General features: G+C 61.6%; 15 protein-coding genes and 2 pseudogenes. 6 read left to right on the forward strand and 11 right to left on the reverse strand.

Annotated elements, in window-relative coordinates; all coding sequences use genetic code 11:
* Positions 1 to 60: 60 nt before the first annotated feature.
* Positions 61 to 1,011: a LysR substrate-binding domain-containing protein gene (locus P0D84_RS30390; protein WP_408342757.1), complete on the reverse strand. Its 951-nt coding sequence runs from the start codon at positions 1,009 to 1,011 to the stop codon at positions 61 to 63.
* Between the two features lie 230 nt (positions 1,012 to 1,241).
* On the opposite strand from P0D84_RS30390, the gene P0D84_RS30395 reads away from it, so the two are divergent.
* The 5 genes and pseudogenes from P0D84_RS30395 (at position 1,242) to P0D84_RS30415 (ending at position 7,004) form a co-directional block, all read left to right on the forward strand.
* Entirely contained in the window at positions 1,242 to 2,975 is a 1,734-nt protein-coding gene (locus P0D84_RS30395; RefSeq protein WP_408342759.1) for an IlvD/Edd family dehydratase, read from the forward strand.
* A gap of 34 nt (positions 2,976 to 3,009) precedes the next feature.
* A pseudogene (locus P0D84_RS30400) lies at positions 3,010 to 3,421 on the forward strand (aldehyde dehydrogenase (NADP(+))); the annotation flags it as partial.
* A 70-nt stretch (positions 3,422 to 3,491) separates the two neighbouring features.
* A pseudogene (locus P0D84_RS30405) lies at positions 3,492 to 4,842 on the forward strand (MFS transporter).
* Between the two features lie 97 nt (positions 4,843 to 4,939).
* On the forward strand, positions 4,940 to 5,629 hold the full coding sequence (locus P0D84_RS30410) for a DDE-type integrase/transposase/recombinase (RefSeq protein WP_408342761.1): 690 nt from the start codon (positions 4,940 to 4,942) through the stop codon (positions 5,627 to 5,629).
* 406 nt (positions 5,630 to 6,035) lie between these two features.
* On the forward strand, positions 6,036 to 7,004 hold the full coding sequence (locus P0D84_RS30415) for an ABC transporter substrate-binding protein (RefSeq protein ID WP_408346149.1): 969 nt from the start codon (positions 6,036 to 6,038) through the stop codon (positions 7,002 to 7,004).
* A 65-nt stretch (positions 7,005 to 7,069) separates the two neighbouring features.
* On the opposite strand, the gene P0D84_RS30420 is transcribed toward P0D84_RS30415, so the two are convergent.
* The 6 genes from P0D84_RS30420 to uxuA all read right to left on the reverse strand — a co-directional run bounded on the left by P0D84_RS30420 (position 7,070) and on the right by uxuA (position 13,692).
* Positions 7,070 to 7,978 carry an SMP-30/gluconolactonase/LRE family protein gene (locus P0D84_RS30420; protein ID WP_408342763.1) on the reverse strand — a complete coding sequence of 303 codons (909 nt, stop codon included), beginning with the start codon at positions 7,976 to 7,978 and terminating at the stop codon, positions 7,070 to 7,072.
* Positions 7,979 to 8,003: 25 nt separating this feature from the next.
* The gene (locus P0D84_RS30425; protein WP_408342765.1) at positions 8,004 to 9,017 is read right to left on the reverse strand and encodes an ABC transporter permease; all 1,014 of its coding nucleotides are present in this window, start codon (positions 9,015 to 9,017) and stop codon (positions 8,004 to 8,006) included.
* Positions 9,014 to 9,949 (reverse strand): ABC transporter permease, encoded by a 936-nt coding sequence (locus P0D84_RS30430; protein ID WP_408342767.1) that lies wholly within the window; start codon positions 9,947 to 9,949, stop codon positions 9,014 to 9,016. The genes P0D84_RS30425 and P0D84_RS30430 overlap by 4 nt, the downstream gene beginning before the upstream one ends.
* The gene (locus P0D84_RS30435) at positions 9,946 to 11,472 is read right to left on the reverse strand and encodes a sugar ABC transporter ATP-binding protein (RefSeq protein WP_408342769.1); all 1,527 of its coding nucleotides are present in this window, start codon (positions 11,470 to 11,472) and stop codon (positions 9,946 to 9,948) included. Before P0D84_RS30435 ends, P0D84_RS30430 begins: the two co-directional genes overlap by 4 nt.
* Positions 11,473 to 11,556: 84 nt before the next feature.
* Positions 11,557 to 12,591, reverse strand: coding sequence for an ABC transporter substrate-binding protein (locus tag P0D84_RS30440; protein WP_408342771.1), 1,035 nt, complete (start codon positions 12,589 to 12,591; stop codon positions 11,557 to 11,559).
* A gap of 51 nt (positions 12,592 to 12,642) precedes the next feature.
* Positions 12,643 to 13,692, reverse strand: coding sequence for a mannonate dehydratase (gene uxuA / locus P0D84_RS30445; protein ID WP_408342773.1), 1,050 nt, complete (start codon positions 13,690 to 13,692; stop codon positions 12,643 to 12,645).
* A gap of 147 nt (positions 13,693 to 13,839) precedes the next feature.
* Here uxuA and P0D84_RS30450 point away from each other — a divergent pair, with 147 nt between their 5' ends.
* On the forward strand, positions 13,840 to 14,556 hold the full coding sequence (locus tag P0D84_RS30450) for a FadR/GntR family transcriptional regulator (protein WP_408342775.1): 717 nt from the start codon (positions 13,840 to 13,842) through the stop codon (positions 14,554 to 14,556).
* A gap of 224 nt (positions 14,557 to 14,780) precedes the next feature.
* Here P0D84_RS30450 and P0D84_RS30455 read toward each other — a convergent pair whose 3' ends face one another.
* The 4 genes from P0D84_RS30455 to P0D84_RS30470 form a co-directional block, all read right to left on the reverse strand.
* Entirely contained in the window at positions 14,781 to 17,066 is a 2,286-nt protein-coding gene (locus tag P0D84_RS30455; RefSeq protein ID WP_408342777.1) for an NADP-dependent malic enzyme, read from the reverse strand.
* Between the two features lie 222 nt (positions 17,067 to 17,288).
* Positions 17,289 to 17,576, reverse strand: a complete 288-nt coding sequence (locus P0D84_RS30460; protein ID WP_408342779.1) for a hypothetical protein — start codon at positions 17,574 to 17,576, stop codon at positions 17,289 to 17,291.
* 142 nt (positions 17,577 to 17,718) lie between these two features.
* Complete coding sequence (locus tag P0D84_RS30465) at positions 17,719 to 17,955, reverse strand: hypothetical protein (RefSeq protein ID WP_408342781.1); 237 nt, start codon at positions 17,953 to 17,955, stop codon at positions 17,719 to 17,721.
* Positions 17,956 to 18,352: 397 nt separating this feature from the next.
* A complete protein-coding gene (locus P0D84_RS30470) occupies positions 18,353 to 20,137 on the reverse strand; it encodes an IlvD/Edd family dehydratase (protein WP_408342783.1) in 1,785 nt (594 codons plus the stop codon).
* Positions 20,138 to 20,274 lie beyond the last annotated feature (137 nt).

The following is a 20,274-nucleotide window of genomic DNA, read 5'->3' on the forward strand; positions in this document are numbered from 1 at the left end:
TCCCTCAACCTGCCATTAACGTGACAATGCCCGCGATACGTCACGACGTGACATGAGCCGTTACGGCACCGTGCTGTAAAGCTCGCTCGCCACCTGCTTCAACGCGCGCACGACTTGCGTGGTGGCGGGTGACAGCAGCCGCTTGGTGCGCGTAATGATGCCGAAGTCGTCCATGCGCAGCGGCATGTCGAGCGGCAGGATCGACAGCAGGCCGTGCACGGCGTAGTAATGCGCGACTTCGGCGGCGAGCACGGCAAGCATGTCGCTTTGCGACAGCAGGCTCGTGACGAAGAGCAGTTCCGCACTTTCGACCACGTTGCACGGGGGCGCGAGGCTTTGACGCTGGAACATAAGCTCGAAGCGATGGCGCAGCACGCTTTGCGCTGGCGGCACACTCCACGAGGCGTCGATGACATCGGCCAGCGTCAGCGATTGCGCCGCCAGCAATGGATGCCCCTTGCGGACGACCGCGAGTGCCTGCTCCTCAGCGAGAGGCTCGTAGCGAAGATGCAGCTTGTCATGTTCAGCGGAAAGCCGGCCGATCACGAGATCGAGCTTGTCCTGCGCGAGGTTTTCGAGCAGCACGTTGCTGCTGTCGATCTCCACGCTCACACTCACGCTCGGATGATTGAACTTGGTCTGCGCGATGGCGGCGGGCAGCAGGCTGACGGCGGGCGATGTGATCGTGCCGACGGCGACGCGTCCGAGCTGCCCCGCCTTCAGGCCAAGCACTTCTTCGCGCGCCTGATCGAGACTGCCAACAACCGAGCGCGCATGACGAATCATCACGTCGCCATATAGCGTGGGCCGCATGCCGCGTGGCATGCGCTCGAACAGTGCCGCATCCAGCATTTCTTCGAGTTCGCGCAACAGCTTCGACGCTGCAGGCTGCGACATGCTGAGCGCGTCGGCGGCACGATGGATGTTGCCTTCTTCGTCGAGTGCAACGAGCAGCAGCAGTTGCCGCGTCTTCAGCCGGGTGCGGACATACCAGGGATTCGAGTCAAGCATAAGGGTTAATACCAATAATTAAAGCGATATCAGTTCGATGTCAATTTTCATTAGAAAGATATCAGACCTTTTCGTACACTTTCCATCTCGAATGAACCGCGACTACGTCACAGGCCCACTACCCGTCCGTTGCATATGCATCGCTTTTCGCAAAGGGGTTGTCGGGCGAAGCCACAGCGGATCGTGCGTCGGCGGTTCTGCGCCTCAGCACTTGCCTTCAGGAACTAAGTATGTCAGATAAGAAAACCAAGCTGCGTTCGGTCCAATGGTTCGGCACCGCCGACAAAAACGGCTTCATGTATCGAAGCTGGATGAAGAATCAGGGCATTCCTGATCATGAGTTCGACGGCCGCCCCGTTATCGGCATCTGTAATACGTGGTCCGAACTGACGCCGTGCAATGCGCACTTTCGCAAGATCGCCGAGCACGTGAAACGCGGCATCTACGAAGCGGGCGGTTTCCCCGTCGAATTCCCGGTGTTTTCGAATGGCGAATCGAATCTGCGTCCCACGGCGATGCTCACGCGCAATCTCGCGGCAATGGACGTCGAAGAAGCGATTCGCGGTAATCCCATCGATGCCGTCGTGCTGCTGACCGGCTGCGACAAGACCACGCCCGCGCTGCTGATGGGCGCGGCAAGCTGCGACGTGCCCGCGATTGTCGTCACGGGCGGCCCCATGCTCAACGGCAAGCTTGACGGCAAGAATATCGGCTCGGGCACGGCCGTGTGGCAATTGCATGAATCGCTGAAGGCGGGCGAGATCGATTTGCACAAGTTCCTGTCGGCAGAATCCGGCATGTCGCGCTCCGCAGGCACCTGCAACACGATGGGCACGGCATCGACGATGGCGTGCATGGCCGAAGCGCTCGGCACGTCGCTACCGCACAACGCGGCGATTCCCGCTGTTGATTCGCGCCGCTACGTACTCGCGCACATGTCCGGCGCGCGCATCGTCGAGATGGCGCACGAAGGGCTCACACTGTCGAAGATCCTGACGCGCGAGGCGTTCATGAACGCAATCCGTGTGAATGCGGCGATCGGCGGCTCGACCAATGCCGTCATTCACCTCAAGGCGATTGCGGGGCGTATCGGCGTAAAGCTCGATCTTGACGACTGGGTGCGCATCGGCCGCAATACGCCGACCGTCGTCGACCTGATGCCGTCGGGCCGCTTCCTGATGGAAGAGTTCTATTACGCAGGCGGTTTGCCCGCCGTGCTGCGGCGCCTGGGCGAAGCGGACCTGTTGCCGCACCCGGGCGCGATGACCGTGAACGGCAAGGCCCTCTGGCATAACGTGATGGATGCGCCGATTTACGACGACGAAGTGATCCGTCCACTCGACAAGCCGCTTGTAAAGGATGGCGGCATTCGCGTGCTGCGGGGCAATCTCGCCCCCCGCGGCGCGGTGCTGAAACCGTCGGCAGCGACGCCTGAATTGCTCAAGCATCGGGGCCGCGCCGTCGTCTTCGAAAACCTCGAGCACTACAAGGAGCGCATCGTCGACGAAACGCTCGACGTCGACGCTAATTCGGTGCTCGTGATGAAGAACTGCGGACCCAAGGGTTATCCGGGCATGGCCGAAGTCGGCAATATGGGCTTGCCGCCCAAGCTGTTGCGTCAGGGTGTAAAGGACATGGTGCGGATCTCCGATGCGCGGATGAGCGGAACCGCATACGGCACGGTCGTGTTGCACGTGACGCCCGAAGCCGCGGCAGGCGGCCCGCTCGCTGCCGTGCAGGACGGTGACTGGATCGAGCTCGATTGCGATGCGGGCACACTGCGCGTCGATATCAGCGATGAAGAACTCGCGCGTCGGCTGGAAAAGCATACGCCGCCCGAGATGCCGCTAGGTGGCGGGTATCAGCGGCTTTATGTCGATCATGTGTTGCAGGCGGACGAGGGCTGCGATCTCGACTTTCTCGTTGGCTGCCGGGGCGCCGCTGTGCCGCGCCATTCGCATTGAGGGGAGCTCGGATGAACCTGACGGGTGAACTGCTGAAGTGTTTGGTCCGTGCAGCGTGCTGGTCGAATGTGTCGATGCGAACGAACTGTGCGCCGTGTTCAATCGCAACGAACGTCAACTGACGATCACGCTGCATCTCGACGATGCCGATCAGCTCGCCGCGCAGGCACTGTTGCCAATTCTCGAACGCAAGGCGGGTCGTATTCTGGCGAACGCTTTTCCGAAGGGGCGTCGAGGTATGCGACGCGATGGTCCGCGGCGGTCCGTTCCCGGTGACCTCCGATGGACGCAGCACGTCGGTCGGCACAGCCGCGATCGAGCGCTTCATGCGACCCGCGTGCTACCAGAATCTGCCCGCCCGACTGTTGCCCGCGCCGCTGCGTGATGCGAACCCGCTTGGCGCGCATCGGCGCATCGCGGGCAAGCACGAGTCGACATCGAATTAGCAGGCAAGGATGGCGGCTGACCGCGCAAGCCGATCAAGACCGGCCCATAACTACAACAAGGAGACATTGAATGACGACACCCTACGCCAGCGCGCAGCAGGCCATCCCCTCGCCCGACGCGGGCACCGGCTTCGCTGCCGCCGACGAACCGCGGATCATGAGGCTACTGACCCGCCGGCTGATTCCGTTTCTCGCACTGATTTACGTCGTTGCCTATATCGACCGTTCCGTGGTCGGTTTCGCGAAGCTGCACATGAACGCGGCAGTCGGTCTCAGCGACGCCGCATATGGTCTGGGCGCGGGCCTGTTCTTCATCGGCTATTTTCTATGCGAAGTGCCGAGCAATCTCGCCTTGGAACGCTTCGGCGCGCGCGTGTGGTTCACGCGCATCCTGTTCACGTGGGGTGTCATCACGATGGCGATGGCGCTCGTGAGCGGACCGACGAGCTTCTACGTGCTGCGCTTTCTGCTTGGCGCGGCGGAAGCGGGGCTGTATCCGGGCATCCTGTACTTTCTCACGAAGTGGTTCCCGATGCGGCATAGCGCGCGCATCATCGGTTTGCTGGTCCTCGCGCAACCGCTCGCCGGGATTCTGGTGGGCCCGATTGCGGGCTTCGTGCTGTCGACGCACGGCGCGTTGGGCCTGTCGAACTGGCAGACGCTGTTCGTGCTGAGCGGCCTGCCCGCGGTGATGCTGTGCATGCCGACGTTGCGCCTGCTGCCCGAGTCGCCCGCGAACGCGTCATGGCTTGCGGCATCCGATCGCGCGTGGATCGAGCGCGAACTCGCCGTCGATAGCGCATCGTATGGCCTGAAGTCACACGGCAATCCGCTTGCGGCGCTCAAGGACAAACGCGTGCTGCTGCTCGCGCTGCTGTTTCTGCCGTTTCCGTTGAGCATCTACGGGCTGTCGCTTTGGCTGCCGACCATCATCAAGGCGTTCGGCGTCAGCGATGCTACGACGGGCCTGCTGTCCGCGGTGCCGTATCTGTTCGCGGTCGTCGGCCTGTATGTCGTGCCGCGTCACTCGGATCGTAAGCGCGAGCGTTACTGGCATATCGTCGTCGTGTCGGGATTCGCGGCGATCACGATGGCGGCGAGCGCATGGACGCATGTCGCCGCGCTGCAATTCCTGTTCATCTGCCTGACCGCGTTCTCCCTGTATTCGATCCAGGCCGTCGTGTGGGCCCTGCCGGGGCAGTTCCTGTCGGGCGCGCGCGCCGCTGTCGGCATCGCGACGATCAACTCGCTCGCGAATCTGGGCGGCTATGTGGGACCCCTACGGTATTGGCCTCATCAAGGACGCGACGGGTAGTCTCGCAGCCGGCCTGTATTTCCTCGCCGCGACGCTGCTGTTTGCCGTCGCGATGACATTCGTCGTGCGGGCCACCTTGCCCGAACCCAAAGCGCATGCTCGCTGAAGCGCGTCGACCGTTCAAAACATTTCCAGCTGATATCCATCCATGGGTATTGTCACGTTGATGGCAGGTTGAGGGAGATACGGCGACAATAGCGGGCATGAAACGAACCACTTTCCCGCAGCGCGCGCCGGCGACCGACACCATTTCCTATGCCGGCTACCGGTCTCCGCCTGAAGTGATCAGCTACGATGTGGGGCTGTACTACCGCTTCCCGCTGAGCCGGCGCATGGTCGAGGATCGGCTGGCCGCACGCGGCATTCAACTCACGTACGGGACCGTGCGACGCTTGTCGGTGAAGTTCGGGCTGGGCATTGCGCGGCGTATCCGATCCACCGTGCTGGCGCGAGCCGACAAGTGGCAGCTCGATGGCAGGAAGCACTGGCTGTGGCGTGCGGTGGATCAGCATGGCGCGGCGCTCGACGTGCTGGTGCAACGCCGGGGGAAGCACGGGCGCGCGCCTAGGGTGTTGATCACCAACCAGCTCAGGAGCTACGCGGCGGCGAACCGGGATCTGGGACTCAAGGTCGAACACCGTCAGCACAAGGGGCCGAACTACCGGGCGGAAAACTCGCACCAGCCGACACGGGGACGCGAGAAGGTGATGCGCCGCTTCAAATCAGCGCGTCACCTGCAACGTTTCGCTTCGGTCCATGATCAGGTGGGCAATCTGTTCCTGCATTGCCGTTACCACACCGACGCAAAACAGAAGCGGGCGCTTCGCGCCGAGGGCTTCGAGGCGTTGGAAAGCGTGACGGGTGCCCTGATGCTGGGGCGACTCGCCGCTTAAATTAGGCATCCTGACATACTGTATGTTCGAGTGCGCACCGTTCTACACTTGACGATACCGTGCGTTGATACATGCATCACAAGCTCAGCCTTCGGGACCTCGTCGAAATGATGGCTGAACGCGCCGGTGCGATCTCAGGCATCGAACCGATGCATCGCATTCGAGAAGGCCGGTTCGTCACGTGAGTGCGCGGGTTTTCTTTCATCGCCCTCTTTGTGCCGGTATCCGAAATACCTCAATAGTCATAGCACGTATGCCCTCAAATCCGGCAAAATGATGCGGTGACGAGCGCGGCTCGAACCGTCGGCGGCGCTTGAATCACATTACATACGAAAGGAGACAGCACGTGCGATCAAGCAGACTGGCTTGCAAGATTCTCAGCGTCGCGTTTTTTGCCGGGTTCGCCATGTCGGCGTCAGCCCAGGTGGCAACAGGCGATACATCGTCAATGAAAATCGCGCTATCGAATAACTACGCCGGCAACAGCTGGCGTCAGATGATGCTCAAGAGTTGGTCCGACGTCGCGGACGTCGCAGTCAAACAGAAAGTGGTGGCAGCCGCGCCCACATTTACCACGGCCGAAAGCCAGGCGACCGAGCAAGTCCAGCAAATCCAGAACCTGATCCTCCAGGGCTTCAAGGCAATAACGGTCGACGCTGTGTCTCCCACCGCGCTTAACGGCGTGATCAAGCAGGCGTGCGCCGCGGGCGTGACGGTCGTGTCGTTCGACGGCATCGCATCCGAGCCTTGCGCATACCGAATCGCCGTCGACTTCCAGGGCATGGGCAGAATGCAGGTGGATTATCTGGCGAAGCGGCTCAATGGCAAGGGCAACCTGCTCGAGGTCCGCGGACTGGCCGGCGTGTCGGTCGATGACGAGATTCATCAAGGCATGGTCGACGAGCTCAAAAAGTATCCGGGTCTGAAGGTAGTCGGATCGGTACATGGCGACTGGACACAAACAGTTGCGCAGAAAGAGGTGGCGAGCATCTTGCCGACGTTGCCGAAAATCGACGGCGTCCTCACGCAAGGTGGCGATGGTTTCGGCACAGCACAGGCGCTGAAGGCAGCCGGCAGGCCGACACCGATCATCATCCTCGGCAATCGCCAGGAAGAACTTGCGTGGTGGGCCGATCAGAAGAAGAGCGGCTATGAAACCATGTCGGTAACCATTCCGCCGGGTGCGTCGACGTTTGCATTCTGGGTGACGCAGCAATTGCTGGCAGGCAAGAAGATGCCGCACGACATCCGTATGCCCGTGCTCGAAGTGAAGCCGGAAGAGCTCGACGCCGTCCTGGCAAAAACGCCTCCGGGTTCGCTCGCGAACAAGGAATACACGCGCGAGGAAGTGGTTGCAGTGGTGGGAGGGAAGTAATGAATCCGCAGCGCCGGCTGGCGTGACTGGCCGGCGCTGCGCGTTGTTTGCGTGGTGTTTCCGCCTCAGCGTGCGGCGCCCCGAACGCTAACATGCAGCGCATATACCGATGAACTCGCTGTAATGAACAGCCGGTTGCGGTTCACGCCGCCAAAGGTAAGGTTGGCCACCGCTTCGGGAATCAGGATTTTGCCGAGCAAAGTGCCATCTGGCGCATAGCAGTGCACGCCGTCTTCCGCACTCGTCCACACATTGCCGTGTTCGTCCGTCCTCAGGCCATCCGGCACGCCGCTTTCCATCTCCACGAACAAGCGTCCGTTGCGCAACGCGCCGCCACTGGCGACGTCGAAGACGCGGATATGGCGCGGCCCATTCACGTCATGCGACGCACCGGAGTCCGCAATGTACAGACGTGTTTCGTCCGGCGAAAACGCGAGCCCGTTAGGCTTGACGAAGTCGTTGGCAACGAGGTGCACGCGTCCATTGTCCGGCGAAACACGATACACATTGCAGCTGCCGATTTCGCTCGGTGCCCGAAAGCCTTCGTAATCGCTCAGGATTCCATAGTCAGGATCGGTGAACCAGATCGTGCCATTCGAATCGACGACAAGATCATTCGGGGAATTCAGTCGCAGGCCTTCGTAATGCGACGCGAGTACGACAACGCTGCCATCGTGCTCCGTGCGCGTGACTTGACGACCGCCGTGCTCGCAGCTCACCAGGCGTCCTTCGCGGTCGCGCGTATTGCCGTTGCTGTAATTGGAGTTGGACCGATAGACGCCCACGCCCATGCCCGGCGCCCATCGCAACATACGGTTGTTGGGAATATCACTCCAGATCAGCAAGTCGGTCGCCGGAAAGTACACCGGCCCCTCGGCCCACAGGCATTCGTCGGTGAGCTTTTGCAGCGGCGCATTAGGCTGGACCAGCGTGCGAAAGCGGGGATCGTGTACTTCAAGTTCGTCAGATTTCATTAGCTTGTCCTTTTTGAGCGCGCTTTCATCGCAACGTTTTTCCGCCGGCCGCGACCGTCACGACAATGATCAGCAAACCGTACACCACCGAGCGCACGCCTGAATCGGCGCCGACCGCATTGAGTACGGCATTCGAGAGAAACAGGAACATCGATGCACCCCAGACGCCGGCGATGGTCGGCTTGCCGCCTGTGACGAGCGTGCCGCCGATCACGACAACGGCGATCGATATCAGCATGTACTCCACGCCCATGTCGAGCGACGCGCCACCGGAGACCGCCGCGAGCAGAAGCGCGGTAAACGCCGCAATCACCGACGACAGCACGTAGGCAATGCAACGCGTCCAATGTACGTCGACGCCTGCGAGCCATGCAGCGCGCGAGTTCTGTCCGATCGCGGAAAGCCGCCGGCCGTAGATGGAGCGATGCAGCAGCAAGGCGAGCGCAAGCGACAGCACGAGCACCGCCAGTGCAATGTACGGGATCTGCGCGAGACGACTGGTTGCAAACGCGCCGAGCGCGGCAGGCGGCGGAGGCAATTGACGCCCCTGCGTGATGGCCAGCGACTGGATGATGAAGCTGGACGACATCGTCGCGATGATCGGCGGAATGCGCAGCAACCGGATCAGCGCGTAATTGGCGAGCCCGACCGCGATACCCACGCCGAGCACCGACGCGAGACCCAGCACGATCCGGTCGTTCGCCCCGTTCATCACGTGCATGCTGACGACGCCCGCGAGCGCGATCGTGGACGGCACCGACAAGTCGATGTTGCCCACGCCGGACGTGATGACAAGCATCTGCCCGAGACCCACCAGCACCATGAAAACGCCGTACACCAGTGCCGTCTGGGCCACGTTGGCCGCAATCGAAAACCCGAAGATCGTGACAATGGCCAGCCAGACCAGGACCGCCCCCACGAACGACCAGGCCCACGGTGCCTTAACGCTCTTGAGCCCGGCCGGCCAGGCGGCTTTGGGCGCCAGCGCAACGGTGGCTTCCTTATCGCTGCGCACTTCGCTGGATGTTTGCGGGCTCATTGGCGGTCTCCGCGTTGCAGCAATACGCGCAACGACAGAACGATGATCAGGATCGCCCCTTGCATGCCGACCTGCCAGTCCGGCGAAATGTTCAGGAAGGCGAGAAACGACGCGGCAAGCGTCAGCGTGATCGCGCCCAGCACCGCACCGACCACCGACACGCGCCCGCCGACAAATTCCCCGCCGCCCAGAATCACGGCCGCAATCGACAGCAGCGTATAACGCAAAGCGAGATTGGCATCGGCAGAGGTGGTCAGGCCCAGAAGCGACAAACCCGACAAAACGCCGAACAGACCCGCGATGCCGTAAAGCGTCGCCTTGCTGCGCACGAGCGACCAGCCGAAACGACGCATCGCGCGTGGATTTCCCCCGGCTCCGCGGATCCGGGCGCCCGCCGACGTGCGCATCAGTAACAGATGCCCGAGCCCTGCAATCAGAGCGGACCACACAATAGGCGCTGCGATCCACGGTGTCTGGTAGTTCATCACCGTGCCGAGCCATTCAGGGCTCGTGCCGCCAGGTGACGGCAGCAACACGATCGCGAGCCCGCTCCAGACGAATGCCAGGCCAAGCGTCACCACAATCGATGGAATCTGCCGCAGCTCGATCAGCGCCCCGACCGCTGCATACGCCAGCACGCAACCCGCCAGCGTCAGTACGCCGAGCCACGGCCGGCTCACCAGCAGGGTCGCGCCAATGCAGGCCACGAGGCTCACAAATGGCCCGATCGATAAATCTAAGTCGTTGACCGTGATGATCGCGAGTTGCGCGAGCGTCGCCAGCACGATAGGCACGGCAAGGTTCAACAACAGGCTCGAACCGAAATAGCTCATCGTGGTCGGCTGCAGGTACAGGATCGGCACGAGCACGGCGACCAGCGAAATGACCGGAAGTAACGCGCGCAATCGCGCCTGGGTAATCGCAAACGTCATGCGGCATGCTCCTCGAAACTGGCGGCCAGGAGCGCTTCTTCCGTGCATTCGTCGGCGTGCAGCATGCGCGTGACGGAGGCCGAACGAAACACGTAGGTGCGGTCGCAATAATTCAGTTCTTCGTTCTCGGTCGTGTACCAGATGAAGGTGCGGCCCTTCGCCGCTTCGTCGCGCACGAGTTGATAGATGTCCCGTTTGGTGCCGACATCGACACCGCGAGTGGGATCGTCCATCAGGATCAGGTCGGCATCCGATGCGAGCGCGCGTGCGAACAGTACCTTTTGCTGGTTGCCACCGGACAGCGAGAGAATGCCCGCATTCACCGATGCACCCCGAATCCCGATCTTCACGCGCCACGCCTCAACGACTGCGCGCGCCGCGGCAAAATCCACGAGCCCTGGAATCGGCAAGCGCTTCGCCCCGGCCCTGCCCGCTTCAGCCATACCGCCGCTCAACCAGCGCAGATCGAGGTTCTGCGCGATCGACCACTCGGGAAACACGCCGTCGCGCGCGCGATCGCCTGCCACGAAAGCCACCTTCGCACGACCGGCTCCGCGGCTTGTAGCGGTTTCGTAGATGGCCAGCAGCGCCTCCGTCTGCCCTTGTCCCGCGAGCCCCGCAAAGCCGATCACCTCACCGCGCGAAGCATCGATCTTCGTTCGCCGTCCCGCGCCGAGTGCCCATTGATATTCCGGGCCGGCGACGCGTTCAAGGCGCGCACGCTGGGCGGCCGGCGTCTTGTCGACCTCGGGGTGCTGGCCCATCGCGAGGATGATCGCTTCGCGGCTGAGATTGTCCCGCGCAAGCACGCCCACAATGCTCCCGTCGCGCATCACCATCACGCGGTCTGCCACCCGCTGTATCTCGCCGAGCATATGGGTGATCAACAGACACGTGATGCCGCCCTGCGCAGCCTTGCGCACGAAGGCGAGCAACTGTTCCGCGGTATGCGCATCGAGCGATGAGGTGGGTTCGTCGAGAATCACGAGACGCACGGGGGTATCGGTGATAGTGAAACCCCGGGCGATCTCGACCATCTGCCGTTGCGTGAGCGTGAGGTCGGAGACCAGTTCGTTGCCGCTCAATCCGTTGCCGGGAAAGATTTCTTCCAGCTTCTCACGCATGAGAGCGGTCGCCCGCCGCCGCCAACCGCGTCCACGCAGTTGCGGATGCACGATGCACATGTTCTCGGCGATGCTCAGATTCGCGCAGAGCGACAACTCCTGGAACACGCAGCGCACGCCGGCGTGGCGCGCGGCGTTGGCGTCGTAGCGCGGCGACGGCGCGCCATCGACCTCGATGTTCCCTTGCGTCGGTTCGAAGACGCCCGCAAGAACGGCCATGAGCGTCGATTTTCCCGCGCCGTTATGCCCGGCGATGCCGACGCACTCGCCCCGGAGGAAGCTGAAGTCGATGTCAGTCAGCGCGCGCACGCGGCCGAATGTCTTGCCGATGCCATGGAACCGGATCAGCGCCTGGCGCCCTGTCTCTTCCGTCTCTGCTGTATTTTTTATTACGCCCATTCACATGCTCCGCATGTCTGGTTCCGACATCACATAACCGCCCGGGCCGGGCTCACGCTCCTGCCGCGGGCGGGTGCGTTCAGCTTACTTCTTGTCGAGCAGCGCAACGGTTTGCGGCAACGTGTAGGTCACGTCGCTGATACCGCCCTGTGGCGTCGCCGAGAGCTTCGCCTGCAACTGTTCCTGCGAAATATCGAGGAGCGGCACATTGATGGTCATGTCCTTTGGGATATTCTTGCCGGCCAGCACCTGCTGTGCCACCCAGAATGCAAACGATACCGCGCCCGGGGGATTCGACAGTGAACGCGACTGATAGCCGTTTTTCGACTGCTCGCTCCACCAGTTGAGTTCCGCATACGTGCTGCCGATAATCATCGGCGGCACCGGGCGGTTGGCCGCCTTGAAGGCCTGCGCAATGCCGAACGACATCTCGCCTTCCGTCGCCACGCCATCGACTTGCGACAGCGTCGGCAGGATGCCGGCCACCGCCTTCTGCGCCACGGATTGTGTCCAATCGCCATTCACCGAACCGACGAGCTTCATGCCCGGGTACTTCTTCAGTTCCGTGAGCACGCCCTCGTGCATGAGATTATCTACGGAGATCCCCGCCACGCCGCGCACTTCGAGAATATTGCCCTTGCCGTTCAGACGCCTGGCGAGATAATCGACGCCCGCCTCGCCCCAGCCGCGGAAATCGAAATTGACGCGATACGCGCACGGTTCATCGACGATGCCATCGAACGACACCACGACGACGCCGGCAGCGCAAGCCTTCTTGATCGTACCGTTGAGCGCGGTGGGCGAGACGGCGTCGATCACGATCGCGTTATAGCCCTGCAAAATCAGATTCTGGATCTGCTGGGCCTGCTCCGTCACCTGGTTCTCGGCGGTCGTAAACGCAGGCGCGGCGGCGACTTTCTTATCCTGCACCGCAGCCGTGGATACCGCGGCCCAGCTCTTGAGCATCGATTGTCGCCAGGCGTTGCCCGCGAAACTATTGGACAGTGCGATTTTCTTTTGCGACGTATCGCCCGCAGCCACCTGTGCGTGCGCTGCAGACGCCACCATGCACGACGCCAGAGCAAGCACGGCGCCCACCTGCTTTCCTGAACCGATCATTTATTTTGTCTCCTGTTATGACAGCGTTTTAATTTTGATGCTGCGTTTCGACTAGGCCAGCTCCTTTGCCTTGCGAATGCCTTCCCAGAGCCCATTCAGATAGACCGCGCCGAGTGCGCGATCGTAGAGGCCATACCCTGGCTTGCCGGTCTCGCCCCAGATCATGCGGCCGTGGTCCGGACGGATATAACCGGTGTAATCTGCATCGCTGTAGGCCTGCATGATCGCCGCCATGTCGAGCGAACCATCAGCCGTTCGATGCGCGGTCTCGTGAAAATCGCCTTTATCGTTCACCTTGATGTTGCGCAGATGCGCAAACGGGATGCGTCCGCGGGCGGCGAATTCCCGAACCATCGCGGCGACGTCGTTCGCGGTATCGGCGCCGAGCGAGCCGGAACATAACGTGAGCCCGTTTGCCGGGCTATCCACGATGGCAAGTACGCGTTCAAGATCTGCGCGATTCTTGACGATCCGCGGCAAGCCGAAAATGGGTCGCGGCGGATCGTCGGGATGGATTGCCATGCGGATTCCGGCTTCTTCCGCCACGGGAATAACGCGCTGTAAGAAGTATTCGAGGTTTGCCCAGAGGCGCTCTTCACTGCAGGACGCGTATTCGGCCAGCAGCGCGCGCAACTGACCTGCGTCGTAGCTCGTATCCCAGCCGGGCAACTGGATTCCGTCGTCAGCATTGATGCTCGCGACCGTGTCCACGTCGAACGCAAGCGTGGTCGAACCGTCGGGCAGGCGCTTCGCAAGCGTGGTCCGGGTCCAGTCGAACACCGGCATGAAGTTGTAGCAAACGACCTTGATGCCGGCCGCGCCCAGATTGCGCAGCGTGCGCGCGTAATTCGAAATCAATGCGTCCCGCGATGGCTTCCCAAGCTTGATGTCTTCATGAACCGGCACGCTCTCGATCACATCGATTGCCAGGCCCGCCGCATGGACGGTGTCCTTCAGTTCGACGATTTTCTCGGGCGACCAGACTTCACCGACAGGCACGTCGTAGATGGCCGAAACAATGCCGTACATGCCCGGGATCTGACGGATATAGTCCAGCGAGACGGGGTCGTCCCGGCCGAACCACCGAAAAGTCATCTTCATGCCTTTGCCTTTTAAGGACGCATCCCGAACTCCGGGGATGCTATGCTTACAAAAAGCGATTTTTGGTCTGGTGGTCAGGCCACTAGACCGCGAAAACAGTATAGCGGCTTCCTTTTGGGCGCGCAATTCAATTGACGGAGTGAAGAGATGGAACTGCCGAGTCTCAAAACGGAGCGCTTGTACCAGAAGATTTCGACGTTGCTCATCGGACTTATCAAGGACGGCACGTTTGAACAAGGGCAGGCATTGCCGGCCGAGCGCGAACTGTCGAAACAACTTGGGGTTGGCCGGTCGTCGGTGCGCGAAGCGCTGATCGCACTCGAAATAGCAGGCTGGGTCGAAATCCGCACCGGCGCCGGCGTGTTCGTCCGTCACCCCGACGAAGCTCGCATCGAGCCCGCGCTGATGGACGCGGACTTCAGCGCGGCGGACTTGCTGTCCGCGCGCGCGGTGATCGAGGGCGAGATCGCCGCGCTTGCAGCCAAAAACGGCACTGATGCGCAGCGAGAAGCGCTGGCGCGAACCATCGGCATGCTGGAGGCGCAATCGGTGAACAACGCCGCGTTTCTCGATGAGGACAGGCGCTTTCACTTGCTTATCAGCGAAATGACCGGTAACGCGGTGCTGACCGAGGTGATGACGGTTCTCTGGAACAAGCGCTACAGCCCCATGTTCACTCATCTCGAGACCTTTTATGCCGACGAGAACATTCCTGTCGCGATGAACGCGGACCATAGACGAATTGGCGAGGCGATTCTGAATCGCGACGCGCGCGCAGCGAAAAATGCGATGCGCGCGCATCTGCTCAATGTGCATCACAAACTGTTCGCGGGCGCACCGGACGGCGCGGTTGTGTCGCGATAAGGCGGGCGGGACGAGCAAGTCGGGGTTATCGTACTTTCGGTGCGAAATCTGGCGGTTTGATCCTGAAAGTCCATGTGGATCAATTACTTGCAAAATCCCCGAATGCGAGAAAGTCGCAGAACCGCTGAGCCTTACTGCAAGCGGGTCTTCACGCGACTACCGCCAGATTTGGCACGATTCGGACGATTATCCCTGACCAAACACCGCGACGGCGTCACACTACATCACGACTTCGCGCTGGAGCTCACCCGCGCATTCGCCGAAGCGATCGCCGTCATGTTGATGATCCGACGCACGGTCGCAGCCGGCGTCAGGATATGCACCGGCTTCTCCGCGCCCAGCAGGAACGGACCCACCGTCACGCCTTCGCCGCCGACCATCTTCAGCAGGTTGTACGTAATGTTCGCCGCTTCGACGTTCGGCATGATCAGCAGATTCGCTTCGCCGGTCAGCGTCGTGCCCGGGAACGCAGCCTTGCGGACTGCTTCCGACAACGCCGCGTCGCCATGCATCTCACCGTCGATCTCGAGCGTCGGCGCACGCTCGGCGATCAGCTTGCGAGCTGCGGCCATGCGTTGCGACGACGACGACGGCGCGCTGCCGAAGTTCGAATTCGACAGCAACGCAACCTTCGGCGTGATGCCAAACTTTTCGATTTCACGCGAAGCGAGCATCGTCATGTCAGCGAGCTGTTCAGCGGTCGGTGTTTCGTTCACGTACGTGTCGCAAATGAACAGATTGCGGCCCGGCAGCATCAGCAGATTCATCGCGGCGAAGTTCTGCACGTTATCCGCCTTGCCCAGCACCTGCTCGATGAACTTCAGATGCGTGTGGTACTGGCCGATCATCCCGCAGATCATGCCGTCCGCTTCGCCGAGGCGCACGAGGATCGCGCCGATCAGCGTGTTGAACTTGCGCATCGCAGCCTTCGCGACGTCCGGCGTCACGCCTTCGCGCGCGCCGAGTTCGTGGTACGCCTGCCAGCATTGCTGATAGCGCGGATCGTCTTCCGGATCGACGACTTCGAAGTCTTCACCGCATTTCAACTTCGAGCCCATCTTTTTCAGACGCATCTCGATCACCGACGGACGGCCAACCAGAATCGGCTTGGCGATCTTTTCCAGCAGCACGAATTGCGCGGCGCGCAGCACGCGCTCGTCCTCACCTTCGGCGAACACGATGCGCGCCGGCTCCGACTTCGCAGCGGCGAACACCGGGCGCATCACCATGCCGGTGCGGTACACCGTCGTGCCGAGTTCTTCGCGGTACGCGTCCATATCCTTGATCGGACGGGTCGCGACGCCCGAATCCATCGCGGCTTGCGCGACAGCCGGCGCGATCTTGATGATCAGACGCGGATCGAACGGCTTCGGAATCAGGTATTCCGGGCCGAATTCGAGGGAGTGGCCTTCGTACGCCTTCGCGACTTCATCGCCCTGGTCGGTTTCTTCGGCCAGTTCCGCAATCGCGCGCACGCACGCGAGCTTCATTTCTTCCGTGATCGTGGTTGCACCGACATCCAGCGCGCCGCGGAAGATGAACGGGAAGCACAGCACATTGTTGACCTGGTTCGGGTAGTCCGAACGGCCGGTCGCGATGATGCAGTCCGGACGCACCTTCTTCGCTTCTTCCGGGCGGATTTCCGGTTCCGGATTCGCCAGCGCCAGAATCAGCGGCTGCGTGCCCATTTCGGCGACCATTTCCGGCTTCAGCACGCCGGCGCTCGAGCAGCCGAGGAACACGTCGGCGCCGCGGATCGCGTCGGCCAGCGTGCGTGCTTCGGTGTTCGCCGCATAACGTTCTTTCGACGGATCGAGATTGCCGCGGCCTTCGTAGATCACGCCCTTCGAATCCGTGACCAGTACGTTCTTCTTCGACAAGCCAAGGTTCACCAGCAGATCCAGACACGCGATGGCCGCCGCGCCCGCGCCCGAACACACCAGCTTCACTTCGTCGAGTTTCTTGCCGACCACTTTGAGGCCGTTCAGGATCGCCGCCGACGCGATGATCGCCGTGCCGTGCTGATCGTCGTGGAAGACCGGAATCTTCATCCGCTCGCGCAGCTTCTTCTCGATGTAGAAGCACTCGGGCGCCTTGATGTCTTCGAGATTGATACCGCCCAGCGTGGGTTCGAGCATCGCGATGGCTTCGACCAGCTTGTCCGGATCGGATTCGGAAAGTTCGATGTCGAACACGTCGATGCCGGCGAACTTCTTGAACAGGCAACCCTTGCCTTCCATCACCGGCTTCGCCGCGAGCGGGCCGATGTTGCCGAGGCCCAGCACGGCCGTGCCGTTCGTGATCACGCCAACCAGGTTGCCGCGCGAGGTGTACTTCTGCGCGTCCAGTGGCTCGTCGTAGATCGCCATGCAGGCAGCCGCGACGCCAGGCGAATACGCGAGCGACAGGTCCAGTTGGTTCGACAGCGGCTTGGTCGGCGTGACCGAAATCTTGCCGGGTTTCGGATTCTGGTGATACGCGAGAGCGCTTTGCTTCAGTTGTTCGTCCATGCTGGTAGAAACCTTCCCTTCCTTATTAATTTACTGGACCGGTCTGCGACAGTCATCTGCTGTCGCATTTTGGAGGCAGAACCTCCACGACGGGCGCTGTTTTTGCATTGCTCTTTGGACCCGGCATATGGCGGATCAGGAAGCGGCCAAACTCCTGTTGCGACGGAACCCAACAGGTCACGCCATCCGTGACAAGCCTGATCAACAGCCGCCAATCCATCTTCAACACAGCACAATGTCCGCCACCCATGACATCTTCTCAAGGCGATCGACCATCACTTGCAGTGACTCGAAAGATGTGCGGGAGAACGATATTGTGATTTCCTCGTATCCCTGACTTTGATCGATCGCAATCCTTATGTTTTCGATATCCCGGGCGACAGACATCAGCACTTGCCAGACTGCCGCGACCCTCAGGCCATGGCTCTTCGCACGAACGGTGAGCTGATGGCGGCTGTCCGGAAATGTCACTGGTGTTCGATTTGTCGTCAAGTGGTCATGCATAGCCATGTCGGTTTTCAGTGTGTTCGACTATCCGCAGTTCATGCCAGCCAGTCCGGCACCCCACCATGGTGATTCGTGTTTTTTTGTGGCGAGAGGCCTAAACTCGTTCCTTGCGCCCCACGTCCGCACCCATGCGTGCCCGCTCATTTCACGTCACCGGATGCCTCCGCCTTTCCGGGATCCTGGCCAGTCTCCGCAGCAATGCCCGCGCCAGTTCCCTGTCGGCTGTTGAGACCCCGGCGCTCTCCAGCAACATGCCGATGCGTCCGCGCCAGTACTCCGGTTGGCCAACAAGGGAGGTGGCGGCAATCGAATCGCCTAGGGCTGATAGCTGCTCAAGCCGGATCACCATCGCTTCGAGATGCACCAGATCATCTTGTGACACGTACCAGTCCACATTTGGTCCCCGATGTGATCTGCTTTCTGAATACATGAGTCGCGCGGTCACCATCGCCCACGCGTGCGATACCACCAGTCATGATGATCCAGGTGTCGAAGCAGTTGCTGCGCAAGCCAGCCCGTCCAGTCGGACCACCAGCTGCCCGGACGCTGCGCCGCGCTGCAACCTTGTTCGCCTGATGTGATGACCGCTTTATACCAGGCTTCTTTCCGCCGCGCCGTCCGGCGGCATTCAAGCGGCGTAACCGTGTTGTGCAAACGCGTCGCGCTAAGCACGCGCGTCCCGCTTGGACGACCTGACACGCGCCTTGAGAAGCGCCTCGCAATCCGGATTGGCAAGGCGCGGTGATATCGGGCTTGCCGATGGACTTGTCTCTCGCGAGCTAGTGCGAATGGCGGGGATCGCCTCGCGTTTCAATCACTTTCAGGTAAAGGGTCGCGGGTTCAAGACACCCGCCGGTCGAGAGCTGGCCGACCGTCTGGCGGTATAGCTCCTGCCACGGCGTTTGTGCCGGTGGAATTTCGAAGCCGGCCATTTCGCGGCGCCGCGCGAGTTCTTCTTCATCGACGAGCACCGTCACGCGGCGCGAATTCAGGTCGACGCGGATACGGTCGTTCGTGCGCAACAGCGACAGCCCACCGCCGACAGCTGCTTCTGGCGACATATTGAGAATCGACGGGCTCGCGGACGTGCCGCTTTGCCGGCCATCGCCCAGCGTCGGCAAAGACGTGATGCCCCGACGCACGAGGGCCGCCGGCGGCGCCATGTTCACCACCTCGGCGCTACCCGGATAGCCCACGGTGCCGGCGCCGCGAATCACGAGAATGCAATGCTGGTCGATTTCGAGCGACGGATCGTTGATGCGCGCGTGGTAGTCTTCGGGACCATCAAAGACAATTGCGCGGGCTTCGAACGTGTTTTCCGCACCGGGTTCGCTCAGATAAGTCTGCCTGAACACATCCCCTACTACCGACATCTTCATGATGGCGCTGTCGAAGAAATTGCCCGAGAGCACGATGAAGCCTGCGCCGTGCTTGAGCGGTTCCTCAGCAGTCTTGATCACGTCGCGGTCGGCCGCAGGCGCAGCCGCTGCGATGTCGCCGATGGTTCGTCCCGACACGGTCAGACAGTCGCGATGTACGAGGCCAGCCTGGGCGAGCTCGCGTAGCACGGCGGGCACGCCACCCGAGCGGTGGAAACTCTCGCCGAGATACTCGCCCGCCGGCATGCAGTTCACAATCAGAGGCACCGCCTCGCCCACGCGCTGCCAGTCATTGAGGCTCAGCTCGATGCCCATGTGACGCGCAATTGCAATCAGGTGCGGCGGGCAGTTGCTCGAGGCGCCAAGTGCGGAGGCCACGACGATGGCGTTTTCGAATGCCGCCTTCGTCATGATGTCTGAGGGCCGCACATCCTCGCGCACGAGCTCAACGATCCGCTTGCCCGTGGCGTAGGCCATTTGCCCGCGCTCGCGATACGCGGCGGGAATACTCGCGCAGCCGGGCAGCGACATGCCAAGCGCTTCGGCCAGACTGTTCATCGACAGAGCGGTGCCCATCGTGTTGCAATGACCGATGGACGGTGACGAAGCGGTCGTCAGCTCCATGAAGCCCTCGTAGTCGATCTCGCCGGCTGCAAGCAGATTGCGTGCATGCCAGATGACCGTTCCCGAACCGATGCGCTTGCCATGGTGCCAGCCGTCCAGCATCGGGCCACCCGACAGCACGATGGCCGGCATGTCGACCGTTGCGGCAGCCATCAGGCAAGCCGGTGTGGTCTTGTCGCAACCAGTGGTCAGCACCACCCCATCGAGCGGATAGCCGTGCAGCACTTCGACGAGGCCGAGATAGGCGAGGTTGCGGTCGAGCGCAGCGGTCGGCCGCCGGCTCTGTTCGGCGAGCGGATGGACGGGAAACTCCATCGGGATGCCGCCTGCGTCGCGGATCGCGGCCTTGGTTCGCTGCGCCAGTTCGATGTGGTGGCGATTGCACGGTGCGAGATCGCTGCCGGTTTGCGCAATGCCGATGATCGGCCGCCCGGACTGCAACTCTTCACGCGTCAGGCCATAGTTCATAAAGCGCTCGACATAGAGCGCGGTCATGTCCGCGTGCGACGGGTCGTCGAACCAGTTCTGGCTTCTCAGCCTGCGCGGGGTGGATTCTGACATCTCGCTTATCCCTCTGTCATGTTGAAGGTCGGACCGCTCGCGGTTAAGTTACCGGTAACACGACGGATGTTACCCCGCAGTCAGAAGGCGGGCAACTAAGGGTTACCCCTGGACTGAATCGCGCAACCGTGAAGCGA

Source organism: Paraburkholderia sp. RL17-337-BIB-A, from assembly GCF_046025895.1.
In the GTDB taxonomy this organism is placed as follows: domain Bacteria; phylum Pseudomonadota; class Gammaproteobacteria; order Burkholderiales; family Burkholderiaceae; genus Paraburkholderia; species Paraburkholderia fungorum_C.

Coding starts and splice junctions, on each gene's coding strand:
- P0D84_RS30390 (WP_408342757.1), bottom strand. CDS start 1,011: ATGCTTGACTCGAATCCCTGGTATGTCCGCACCCGGCTGAAGACGCGG.
- P0D84_RS30395 (WP_408342759.1), top strand. CDS start 1,242: ATGTCAGATAAGAAAACCAAGCTGCGTTCGGTCCAATGGTTCGGCACC.
- P0D84_RS30410 (WP_408342761.1), top strand. CDS start 4,940: ATGAAACGAACCACTTTCCCGCAGCGCGCGCCGGCGACCGACACCATT.
- P0D84_RS30415 (WP_408346149.1), top strand. CDS start 6,036: ATGTCGGCGTCAGCCCAGGTGGCAACAGGCGATACATCGTCAATGAAA.
- P0D84_RS30420 (WP_408342763.1), bottom strand. CDS start 7,978: ATGAAATCTGACGAACTTGAAGTACACGATCCCCGCTTTCGCACGCTG.
- P0D84_RS30425 (WP_408342765.1), bottom strand. CDS start 9,017: ATGAGCCCGCAAACATCCAGCGAAGTGCGCAGCGATAAGGAAGCCACC.
- P0D84_RS30430 (WP_408342767.1), bottom strand. CDS start 9,949: ATGACGTTTGCGATTACCCAGGCGCGATTGCGCGCGTTACTTCCGGTC.
- P0D84_RS30435 (WP_408342769.1), bottom strand. CDS start 11,472: ATGGGCGTAATAAAAAATACAGCAGAGACGGAAGAGACAGGGCGCCAG.
- P0D84_RS30440 (WP_408342771.1), bottom strand. CDS start 12,591: ATGATCGGTTCAGGAAAGCAGGTGGGCGCCGTGCTTGCTCTGGCGTCG.
- uxuA (WP_408342773.1), bottom strand. CDS start 13,692: ATGAAGATGACTTTTCGGTGGTTCGGCCGGGACGACCCCGTCTCGCTG.
- P0D84_RS30450 (WP_408342775.1), top strand. CDS start 13,840: ATGGAACTGCCGAGTCTCAAAACGGAGCGCTTGTACCAGAAGATTTCG.
- P0D84_RS30455 (WP_408342777.1), bottom strand. CDS start 17,066: ATGGACGAACAACTGAAGCAAAGCGCTCTCGCGTATCACCAGAATCCG.
- P0D84_RS30460 (WP_408342779.1), bottom strand. CDS start 17,576: ATGGCTATGCATGACCACTTGACGACAAATCGAACACCAGTGACATTT.
- P0D84_RS30470 (WP_408342783.1), bottom strand. CDS start 20,137: ATGTCAGAATCCACCCCGCGCAGGCTGAGAAGCCAGAACTGGTTCGAC.